Below are 10845 nucleotides of genomic sequence, written 5' to 3'. Positions count from 1 at the left end.
CTTCCCTCGGATGTCGCTGTGAGTACTGAGTTTGGGAGTGGGTCAGGCGCGGTCGAGGAAGATCGCGCGGGCGGCGATGTCACCGAGGTGGATCGGTGTGCCGTCGTCGACACAGACGGTCACCGTGCCTGCGAAGGCTCGCTTCTCGGTGATCCGCACTCGACAGTCGAGGCTGATGCCGATCTCTTCGAAGTACCGGAGCATCTCGGGGTCGGAGTCGGAGATGCGGGTGATCGTGCCGACGTCGTCCACGTCGAGGTCGGCGAGTTGGAGTGACGCCGACGAGGGCACCGTTCCGTTGGCGTCCGGAATCGGGTCGCCATGCGGGTCGCGCTTGGGATGGCCGAGTTTCGCGTCGATGCGTTGGAGGAGAAGCTCGGAGACGGCGTGTTCGAGGACTTCGGCGTCGGTGTGCACCTCGTCCCAGCCGTACCCGAGTTCGCGGACGAGGAAGGTCTCGAGGAGTCGATGTCGGCGGACCATGCCGACTGCGGCCTCACGGCCGCTGTCGGTCAGAGTCACCGCACCATACGGGGCATGGTCCACAAGGCCCTGATCGGCGAGCTTGCGGATGCCTTCCGACGCGGTGGACGGGGACACGCTCAGCTTCTCGGCCAGCAGTTTTGTCGTCACCTTGGTGTCGGACCACTCCTGCGACGTCCAGATCACTTTCAGGTAGTCCTGGGTCACTGACGAGAGTTCGTCGACCGGTCGAGAGTCGGGCATGAACCAAACCTTACCCACCGGGCACTGCCGATAGCGCGCGCGAGTCGTACTCTTAGACCCGTGTTGCGTTGGCGAGGTTTGGACGAGGTACCTGCCGGATGGGGTCGCTGTGTGGTGACCATCGGCGTGTTCGACGGTATTCACCGTGGGCACGCCCAATTGGTGAACGCGGCGACGCGTGCGGCGGCGGAGCGCGGAGTGCCCGCCGTTCTCATGACGTTCGACCCGCATCCGTCCGAAGTGGTGCGACCGGGCAGCCACCCGCCGCAACTGTCGACGCTGCGGCGCCGCGCGGACCTCGCGGAGGAGATGGGGATCGACGTCTTCTGCGTCATCCCGTTCACCCCGACGTTGGCGGCGCAGTCGCCCGAGGAGTTCGTCCACGAGGTCCTCGTCGAGCAGTTGCATGCCGCAGAGGTGATCGTCGGTGACAACTTCACGTTCGGCCACAAGGCGCTCGGCGACGTCCCGAAGCTCCGCGAACTCGGCCAGCGGTTCGGATTCGAGGTCACCGCGGTGTCGCTGTTCGGAGAGCACGCAGTGACGTACTCGTCCACCTACATCCGTTCGTGCGTCGCATCGGGCGACGTCGAGCTGGCCGCAGAAGCGCTCGGCCGCCCGCATCGGGTCGAGGGGGTCGTCGTCCACGGTGAGCGCCGCGGCCGCGACCTCGGATACCCGACCGCCAACGTCGCTCCGCCCGAGCATGCCGCCATCCCCGGCGACGGGGTCTACGCCGCATGGTTCACCGTCCTCGGCGACAAGGAAGCGGACGACATCCGAGTCGGCGAGCGCTACGCGGCGTCGGTGTCGGTCGGAACCAACCCGACGTTCTCGGGACGGAACCGCACAGTCGAGGCGTACGTCCTCGACGTCGACGCCGACCTCTACGGACAACACGTCGCCGTCGACTTCGTCAGTCGTCTGCGCGGCATGGAGTCGTACGACGGCATCGACGCCCTCATCGCCGCGATCGCCGACGATGTCGACCGCACGCGAACGATTCTGTCGGCCGAAGACTGACAGATGGAACGCCGCGGCGGTGCCGCCGGCACGCTGGCAGCAGTCCTCGGCGTCGCCGCAGGGTGCATGCTGATCATCGCGAGCACGGTTCGGTGGTACGGGCCCCGAACATGGCGCTCGAACCGCGTGGTCTCGGTGTCTTCTACGTCCACCGCGACGAACTGATCACGACTCATCCGGCTGGTTGGGCTGTGCTCGTGACCGGAGTCGCCGTTTGTCTGGCGTTCGCTGTGGGGGCGTTCTACTGTCGTCGCACTCTGGGCGTCGTCGGCGCAGTTTCTGCGCTGGTGGCCTTCGTCGTGCTGCTGAGGTCGTGGCTCGACCCTGACTCGGTATTGCGTGAAAGCGAAGCTCGGATCGGCGTGAACGTGTTTGTCGATTCATCGGCCGCGTGGGGGCTGTACGCCGGGATGGCTGCGAGCATCGTTGCTCTGATCTGCAGCGCGGTCGTCTCTGTCAGCGGTGCCGCCGCCCGATCGGATTCTTCACAACAGGTGTGACCTGGTAACGTACACCGCTGGTGTCGGCTGCGGTCCGTGGCGGCGCACCCTTTCCCTGGTGGGGAAGTCTGGAGCACGGACTGGAAATCAAGGAGACTCTCATGGCATTGACCACTGAAGAGAAGAAGGCCATCCTCGCTGAGTACGGCGTGCACCCGACCGACACCGGTTCGCCGGAGGCTCAGGTCGCGATGCTGACCAAGCGAATCAAGGATCTTACCGAGCACCTCAAGCAGCACAAGCACGATCACCACAGCCGTCGTGGTCTGCTCCTGCTCGTCGGTCGTCGTCGTCGCCTGCTGAAGTACTTGGCCGGCGTGGACATCAACCGCTACCGCTCGCTGATCGAGCGTCTGGGCATGCGTCGCTGACGTAGCCGTGATTTCGCCTTCGAGGCCGCAACCCGCACGGGTTGCGGCCTCGAAGTGTTTTTGCAGGGTGAATGCTAGAATGTCCGTGCGATGAAGGTGCGGTACGCACGAATGGTCGTGACACGTCAGATCGGTCCTCGGTAGTGGCTGTCGGAAGTGCAAGGGCACATCCGGCCGCTTCGATCGAAGGCCGTCTACTCACAGCGCGAGGTGCGCTGTTCACGACCGTAGGGCCGTTCCCACACTCTCATCGCGGTAGACCCCTTGCGGCACAGTGCTGCTGGAGGGTCTGCACCTGCATATCGCCGCGCGTGGATCGCGACGGCACAAACAAAGGAAAATCCACTTCATGACTGATGTCATCAACGACGACTTCGACGATTCGATCACCGAAGTCTCCGCTGTCATCGACAACGGATCGTTCGGCACCCGCACGATCCGCTTCGAGACCGGCCGCCTCGCACTGCAGGCCGCAGGCTCGGTCGTCGCGTACCTCGACGAGGGCACCATGATCCTCTCGACGACCACCGCCTCGAAGTCGCCGAAGGACCACTTCGACTTCTTCCCGCTGACCGTCGACGTCGAAGAGCGCATGTACGCCGCGGGACGCATCCCCGGATCGTTCTTCCGCCGCGAAGGCCGCCCGTCGACCGACGCGATCCTCACCTGCCGTCTCATCGACCGTCCGTTGCGCCCGTCGTTCGTCGACGGCCTCCGCAACGAGATCCAGGTCGTCGAGACCATCCTCTCGCTCGACCCGAACGACCTGTACGACGTCGTGGCGATCAACGCTGCTTCCGCGTCGACGCAGATCGCCGGCCTGCCGTTCTCCGGTCCCGTCGGCGGCGTCCGCGTCGCCCTCATCCCGACCGACGAGAACAAGGCGGGCCAGTGGGTCGCGTTCCCGACCGTCGAGCAGCTCGAAGGCGCCGTGTTCGACATGGTCGTCGCAGGCCGCATCGTCGCCGGTGAAGGCGCATCCGCCGACGTCGCGATCATGATGGTCGAAGCCGAGGCCACCGAGAACGTCCTCGAACTCATCGCAGGCGGCGCTCAGGCGCCGAGCGAGACCGTCGTCGCAGAAGGCCTCGAGGCTGCGAAGCCCTTCATCGCCGCACTGTGCGAGGCGCAGAAGCAGCTGGCCGCGGCAGCCGCCAAGGAGACCCGCGACTTCCCGCTGTTCCCGGCCTACGCCGACGACGTCTTCACGGCAGTCTCCGAGTTCGCATCGGCACGCCTCGGCGACGCCCTCGCGATCTCCGGCAAGCAGGAACGCGACAACGCGACCGACGCACTCAAGGCAGACGTCCTCGCCGAACTCGGCGAGCGTTTCGAGGGTCGCGAAGGCCAGATCGGCGCAGCCTACCGCTCGCTGACCAAGAAGCTCGTCCGCCAACGCATCCTGACCGACCACTTCCGCATCGACGGCCGTGGCATCACCGACATCCGTGAACTGTCGGCCGAGATCGGGATCATCCCGCGCGCACACGGCAGCGCACTGTTCGAGCGCGGCGAGACCCAGATCATGGGCGTCACCACCCTCGACATGGTCAAGATGGCTCAGCAGGTCGACTCACTCGGCCCCGAGACCAGCAAGCGCTACATGCATCACTACAACTTCCCGCCGTACTCGACCGGTGAGACCGGTCGTGTCGGCTCGCCGAAGCGTCGCGAGATCGGCCACGGCGCACTCGCCGAGCGCGCCATCGTGCCGGTGCTCCCGAGCGTCGAGGAGTTCCCGTACGCGATCCGCCAGGTGTCCGAGGCTCTCGGCTCCAACGGTTCGACGTCGATGGGTTCGGTCTGTGCTGCGACCATCTCGCTGCTCAACGCCGGTGTGCCGCTGAAGGCTCCGGTTGCAGGCATCGCGATGGGCCTGGTCTCCGACGAGGTCACGATCGATGGCAAGACTGAGACCCGCTACGTCGCCCTCACCGACATCCTCGGTGCCGAGGACGCATTCGGCGACATGGACTTCAAGGTCGCAGGCACCAAGGACTTCGTGACGGCTCTCCAGCTCGACACCAAGCTCGATGGCATCCCCTCGAAGGTTCTCGCCGGTGCGCTGAGCCAGGCCAAGCAGGCCCGCCTCACCATCCTCGACGTCCTCGCCGAGGCTATCGACGAGCCCGACGAGATGAGCCCGTACGCTCCGCGGATCACCACCGTCAAGATCCCGATGGACAAGATCGGCGAGCTGATCGGACCCAAGGGCAAGACGATCAACGGCATCACCGAAGAGACCGGCGCCAACATCTCGATCGAGGACGACGGCACCGTGTTCATCGGCGCAGCCGACGGCCTGTCCGCTCAGGCGGCGATCGACAAGGTCAACGCCATCGCCAACCCGCAGCTGCCGAAGGTCGGCGAGCGCTTCCTCGGCACCGTTGTGAAGACGGCCGCCTTCGGCGCATTCGTCTCGCTGCTGCCGGGCCGCGACGGCCTCGTCCACATCAGCAAGCTGGGCAACGGCAAGCGCATCGGCAAGGTCGAAGACGTCGTCAAGGTCGGTGACAAGCTCCAGGTGGAGATCGCCGACATCGACGAGCGCGGCAAGATCAGCCTCATCCCCGTCAACAACGACGCGGACAAGGCAGACGACAAGAAGGCGGAGGAGAAGGCTGACGCCTGATCCCTCGGATTGACGGCTCCGGCCCGCGACACTCACCGTGTCGCGGGCCGGAGTCGTCTGCGAGGCTGGTGCTGGCTCTACCATGAACTGTCCACACCAGGCCCGTGACTCCATCTGTGCAGGTCAATAGCGTTCAAGGCATGGTAATCACCGATATGAACCGAACCATCCACTCCGCGGACGAACCGTCTCCCGGCGCCCCGTGGCAGCGCATGCGGCAATCGCCGCTCACGTACCTCTTGTCCGCCACGCCGTGGCGCGCGGCGACGTACACCGGCGTCACGCTGATCCTCGGCTGGCTGACGATCCTCGTCTACATCGCGATCGTGCTGCTGCCGTTTGTTCCCGCATGGGCGAATCTGCTCGGCAAGATCGAACGCCAGCGCGTGAGACTGCTCGGGCTGCCCGAGATCGGCGACCCGCACCGACCGGTGGACGGTGGCTTCGGGATGCGGATCGGAGTCCGACTCGGTGAGGCGTCGACGTGGCGCGAGGTGGTCTACACGCTCGTACTGGCTGCGGTGACGCCCGTGCTGACACTCATCCTCGTTCTCGAAGGTGTTGTGCTCGGCATGTTCGCCCTCGCGCCGATGTTCGTCGTTCAGGACATGCCTATCGAACTCGGGTTCTGGACGGTGGAAAGCACGGCTGAAGCCTGGATGCTGGTCCCGATCGCGATCCCGCTCCTGATCATCACGCTGTACCTGTGGGCCGTTGTCGCCGCAGCGACTGCGTCGATCGCGATCGCCCTGCTCGGACCCCGCCAGGAGGAGCTCGCCGCCCGTGTCGAAGCGCTGGAGTCGTCTCGTGGTGTGCTCGTCGACTCGTTCGAGGTGGAGCGACGCCGTATCGAGCGGGATCTCCACGATGGCCCACAGCAGGAGTTGGTGGGCGCGGCGATGCAGTTGGGAGAGATCGCCCAGATGAACGACGACCCGACCGTCCGTACCGACGTCGAAGCAGTTCAAGCGCGCGTCGAGCGCGCGCTCTCGTCTCTGCGGGACACGGTGCGGGACATCCATCCGCAGGTTCTCGAAGACCACGGTGTCGAGGCGGCGTGCGCGGAGCTCGGCGGCCCGGTGGTCGTTCACGTGAGCGTGGGCGACGGATGGACTCCGGGCCGACGACTGTCGGGCCCCGTGGAGCGGGCGCTCTACTACACGGCGAGCGAAGCGGTGACGAATGCCGTCAAGCACGCGGCGGCGTCGACGGTGACCATTCACCTCGCCGGTGCGGACACGGTCACCATGACCGTCACAGACGACGGCGCGGGTGGTGCGGACGTCTCGGCAGGCAGCGGGCTCGCCGGCCTCGTCGAGCGGGCGGAGGCAGTTGGAGCCGCTCTCACCGTCGACAGCCCGACAGGCGGCCCCACCGTCCTTCACTGGTGCGGCCCGTCGTCGTCCTGACGGCGTCGGGGACAATCGGACGGTGACACAACGCATCGTCCTGGCCGAGGACTCGATCCTGCTGGCCGAAGGCATTCAACGCATCCTGGAACGTGCAGGCCACGATGTGGTCGCCGTCGTCGACAACGCCGACGCACTGCGTCTCGTGGACGTGACCGACGTCGACCTGGTGATCACCGACGTGCGCATGCCCCCGGGGTCGGGTGACGACGGCCTGCGCGCGGCGCTTGAGCTTCGGCAAGGCCGACCCGGACTGCCGGTGCTGGTGGTGTCGCAGTACGTCGCCGCAGCGTATGCCAGGACGATGCTCGCCGAACCCGGGGGAGCGGTCGGCTACCTGCTCAAAGAGCGGGTCGGGCGAGTCGCGGACTTCTTGCGGGCCGTCGACACGGTCATCGCCGGCGGTGTGGTCGTCGATCCGGAGGTGGTCGCATCCATGTTCGCCACGGCGGTGCTCGACCGGCTCACGCCCCGTGAATCCGAAGTGCTCGAACTCATGGCTCGCGGTGCGAGCAACTCGGAGATCGCGGCGTCGCTCGTCGTGTCCGACGCCGCGGTCTCCAAGCATGTGGCGAACATCTTCGCCAAACTCGATCTGCCTCCCGAGACGGAGAATCGTCGCGTGCGCGCGATCCTCCTGTATCTGGGACGGGTCAGCTGACCTTGATGCGACCCGTGGTGCCGGTGATCTCGCGAAGGCCGCCCGACGCAGACTTCACGTCGCCGTAGTACCGGATGCGGTAGTCGCCTGCGGGAGTGTTGCGCGGCACGTGCCACGACACGGTCACCTTGGACGCCGACGCGCTGCCGCCGGGTCGGACCCAGGTCATCTCCGTCGACTCGTGGTCGTCGTCGAAAGCGACCGTCCACGCGGTGCCGGTGAAGCGCTCCACGGCGAAATAGCCCTTGGTGCCTTTGCCGCGGCGGATCTTGTTGGACGGGAACGCCCCGCAGAAGCTTGCGGAGACCGTCGTCCCGACCTTCGCCGACGACGGGACCTTCGACACGACCTGCCCGAACTTGCGGCCAGGCATCGGTGTGTCCGCGGGCTGACCGCCGAGGAGATCGGGCTGCAGATCGTCACGGTTCGCCGGGCGGGCACCCGCAGGCTTGCGGCTGCCTCGCGCCATCGAGCGCGCCATCGAATGGAACTCCTGCATGTACGCGCACAGCGTCCACCGGCCGAACAGGCTCTCGCCGCCCTCGTACTGCTGGGCCAAGTACTCCTCAGGCGTCACCGTGTACTGGCTGTAGCCGTTCGAGTAGCCCTGGAGAAGGACGTTCTCCAACGGCATGCCGAGAGCATCGGCGACGAGGCGGCGAATGCGCAGACCTGCGACGATCGTCGTCTCCGAGGGCATCGCCGCGAGCGCGAGGTCGCCGATGCGGATCAACTGGATCGGCAGGCGCTGCTCGATCCACGAGCGAGGCGGAAGCAGACCGAGCGGAAAGAGGTCGGCTTTCGGCGCCTGGACGTCGAGCATCCACTGTGCGGGAGTGGGTGTCTTGCCTGCGCCGAGTGCCATTGCGAGCTCGTTGCGCATGCCCTCGTGCAAGATCGCGAGCTGGCTGCGGTTGTTGTCCTCCATGCTCGTCGCGGCCGCGGCCATGCCCATGATGGCGGGCGACGTGCGGGTCGACTTGCCGTTGGGGGTGTAGTGACCCGAGATGTGCAGGTCGTCGAGGTTGAGGTAGCGGGTCGCAGTGTCGACGCCGCCCTTCGACATCGCGCGGGCACCGGACAGGGCGCGCTGGCCCGCGTCGTCCTGGCGGCGGCCGATGAGCACGCGGTTGGTGCGATGGTCCTCGGTGGGCCCGCCCGGGTTCATCTTCCGCAGCCACAGGTTCGGTGTCATGTCGCCTGCGTTGGTCTGCGCGTGAGCTGCGACAACACCTGCGTTGCGCTGTTCGGCGAGGTACGACGCGTAACCCTTGTTGTCGGGGCCGATCTGGAAGTTGTTGTCGGTCAGCGACGTGCCGTGGGTGGCGAACCAGGTGATCTCACCGATGGTCTGACCGCCGCGCCGGAGCCGGAGCGCGGTCACCTGCGGGTCGATGTTCTCCGGGAAGTGGCGACGGTCCTCTGCGGCGTTGAGCTTGAACGCAGGCATCGACCGGTTCGCGCTGGCGTTGTGCAGCTCGTCATGGCCGAGTTCGACGGTTCCGGGGCCGAGGCTGCGGTGAGCTTCGTCGACGGCGTCGAGCAAGCCGGCGAGTTCGGCCTTCAAGGAATTGCCGCGGTGACCCATCGCCGCCAGCACGTATGCGTAATCCCACGACGTGCCGCCGCACGAGGTGTGGTTGTGCGTCGCGTTGATGTTCACGTTGTGCACGTTGTACGTGTCGCCGTAACGCTTGGCGAGTTCGGCGAGCAGGAGGTTGTGGTGCGAGGTGAAGATGCATGCGATGTCGGCGGTGATGAACAGGACACGCTTGCCGGTGGCCGCGTCGGCGATGACGTAGGCGCGTGCCCAGGTCCGACCGAGTAGGCCTTTCGCCACCTGCTCGGCGTCGGAGTAGCCCATCATTCCCTGGCCCGCGATGGCGCCGGTCATGTCGCCCTTGCCCGCGCCGACGAGGTATCCGGTGGCAGCGGTTGCCGGCCCGGCCTGGCTGACGGCGACTCCGCCGATCGTGGCTGCTGCGGCGGTCGCGGTCGCACCGACGGCGGCTGCCTGCAGGAGTGAGCGGCGAGAGATGTCAGACATGAGTCTCCTCGAAAGTGAAACGCGTACTAGTCAAGCGATTCTGTGACCCTAGCCTCATTCGATCGATCGATCAAGAATCCTCGTCGGATGTGGCCGAGAACGTGCTTCTAGACTGGACAGGAGATCCGCGACAAGAGAGGCTCCGCTCATGGGCAACGGCATCCGCACGGGTGTACTCGGCAGCAACGGCAAGGTCGGCAAGGCCATCATTGAAGGTGTTGAAGGCTCCTCCGACGCCGTGTTCACCGTCGGCGTCGACAAGGGCGACTCCCTGCAGGCCTTCGTCGACTCGGAGACGTCGGTGGTGGTCGACTTCACCCACCCCGACGCAGTCATGGACAACCTGAAGTTCTTGATCGACAACGGGATCCACGCGGTCGTCGGCACCACCGGGTTCACGTCGGAGCGCCTCGCGACGGTCACCGAGTGGCTGGGTGCGAATCCGCGCAGTGGCGTGTTGATCGCACCGAACTTCGCGATCGGCGCCGTCCTGTCGATGCATTTCGCGCAGCAGGCCGCACGCTTCTTCGACTCGGTCGAGGTCGTCGAGCTCCACCACCCGCACAAGGCGGATGCGCCGTCCGGCACCGCAGGGCGAACGGCCCAGCTGATCGCCGCGGCTCGCGCCGAAGCAGGGCTCGGACCGTCGCCGGACGCGACGTCGACGGGCATCGAGGAGGCGCGCGGCGCAGACGTCGACGGTGTCCGCGTTCATTCGATCCGCCTGGCCGGACTCGTCGCCCATCAGGAAGTGCTGTTCGGCACCCAGGGGGAGACGCTGACCATTCGCCACGACTCGATCGACCGCAACTCGTTCGTCCCCGGTGTTCTCCTGGGCGTCCGCGAGATCGGCTCCGCCCCGGCCTCACGGTCGGCCTCGAGCACCTGATGGATCTGTGACACGTGTCTGCCCGTAAACCCGACTCCCGCCCGATCGTGGCGATGATCGCCTTCCTCGTCATCGCGATGTGCGTCTACTTCGTGATCCTCGGACGAATGGCGGTGAATCTGATCGGGGAGGGGACCGCGGTCTCGATCGGTTTGGGCGTCGGCGTGTTCATCCTCCCGCTGCTCGGCGTGTGGATGATCGTCGCGACGCTCAAGTCGGGGATCGAACACCAGCGCATGGCTGCCGCCGTCGCCGACCTCGGACGCGAACTCGACGTCGACGACCTGCCGCGACGCGCGTCGGGTCGCATCGAACGCGACGCCGCCGATGAACTGTTCGCCCAGGTCAAGGAAGAGTGGGAAGCGGACCCGTCCGACTGGGTCCGCACCTACCGAATCGCCCGCGCCTACGACTACGCGGGCGACCGCTCCCGCGCCCGCGAGATGATGAAGCGGGCCGCGGGCCAGTACCGCGTTGCCAAGTCCACCCCCGCTCCCTGAGCCAGCTCGACTGCTCCTTGAGCGAGTTCGACCCTGCACCTCAACAAGCTCGCCTCTGCTTCTTGAGCGAACTTGCCCCGCTGCTCC

Annotated in this window: 9 protein-coding genes and 1 pseudogene; 8 read left to right on the top strand and 2 right to left on the bottom strand. The window is 66.2% G+C overall.

Translation table 11 applies throughout. The features are described from left to right. Positions 1-42: 42 nt before the first annotated feature. Positions 43-726 carry a metal-dependent transcriptional regulator gene (locus GM1_RS20735; RefSeq protein WP_008382182.1) on the bottom strand — a complete coding sequence of 228 codons (684 nt, stop codon included), beginning with the start codon at positions 724-726 and terminating at the stop codon, positions 43-45. A 60-nt stretch (positions 727-786) separates the two neighbouring features. Here GM1_RS20735 and GM1_RS20730 point away from each other — a divergent pair, with 60 nt between their 5' ends. The 6 genes from GM1_RS20730 (at position 787) to GM1_RS20705 (ending at position 7322) form a co-directional block, all read left to right on the top strand. Then, positions 787-1749 carry a bifunctional riboflavin kinase/FAD synthetase gene (locus tag GM1_RS20730; RefSeq protein WP_075051951.1) on the top strand — a complete coding sequence of 321 codons (963 nt, stop codon included), beginning with the start codon at positions 787-789 and terminating at the stop codon, positions 1747-1749. Between the two features lie 197 nt (positions 1750-1946). Beyond that, complete coding sequence (locus GM1_RS20725; RefSeq protein ID WP_169332810.1) at positions 1947-2249, top strand: hypothetical protein; 303 nt, start codon at positions 1947-1949, stop codon at positions 2247-2249. Positions 2250-2350: 101 nt separating this feature from the next. Next, positions 2351-2620 (top strand): 30S ribosomal protein S15, encoded by a 270-nt coding sequence (gene rpsO / locus GM1_RS20720; protein WP_008382178.1) that lies wholly within the window; start codon positions 2351-2353, stop codon positions 2618-2620. Positions 2621-2969: 349 nt separating this feature from the next. Next, positions 2970-5252, top strand: a complete 2283-nt coding sequence (locus GM1_RS20715) for a polyribonucleotide nucleotidyltransferase (RefSeq protein WP_008382176.1) — start codon at positions 2970-2972, stop codon at positions 5250-5252. A 140-nt stretch (positions 5253-5392) separates the two neighbouring features. Next, positions 5393-6661: a sensor histidine kinase gene (locus GM1_RS20710; RefSeq protein WP_008382174.1), complete on the top strand. Its 1269-nt coding sequence runs from the start codon at positions 5393-5395 to the stop codon at positions 6659-6661. Positions 6662-6683: 22 nt separating this feature from the next. Further along, entirely contained in the window at positions 6684-7322 is a 639-nt protein-coding gene (locus GM1_RS20705) for a response regulator (RefSeq protein WP_008382173.1), read from the top strand. On the opposite strand, the gene GM1_RS20700 is transcribed toward GM1_RS20705, so the two are convergent. After that, positions 7315-9369, bottom strand: coding sequence for a neutral/alkaline non-lysosomal ceramidase N-terminal domain-containing protein (locus GM1_RS20700; RefSeq protein ID WP_008382171.1), 2055 nt, complete (start codon positions 9367-9369; stop codon positions 7315-7317). The two genes, GM1_RS20705 and GM1_RS20700, sit on opposite strands and share 8 nt — an antisense overlap. Before the next feature lie 148 nt (positions 9370-9517). On the opposite strand from GM1_RS20700, the pseudogene dapB reads away from it, so the two are divergent. Both dapB and GM1_RS20690 read left to right on the top strand, forming a co-directional pair. Next, positions 9518-10269: pseudogene (gene dapB, locus GM1_RS20695) on the top strand (4-hydroxy-tetrahydrodipicolinate reductase). A gap of 42 nt (positions 10270-10311) precedes the next feature. Continuing rightward, the gene (locus GM1_RS20690; protein WP_084812002.1) at positions 10312-10758 is read left to right on the top strand and encodes a hypothetical protein; all 447 of its coding nucleotides are present in this window, start codon (positions 10312-10314) and stop codon (positions 10756-10758) included. Positions 10759-10845: the final 87 nt, after the last annotated feature.

The sequence above is a fragment of the Gordonia malaquae NBRC 108250 genome, from assembly GCF_000344135.1.
In the GTDB taxonomy this organism is placed as follows: domain Bacteria; phylum Actinomycetota; class Actinomycetes; order Mycobacteriales; family Mycobacteriaceae; genus Gordonia; species Gordonia malaquae.
Note: the sequence above shows the minus strand (reverse complement) of the source record. Positions and strands in the feature narration are given on the sequence as shown.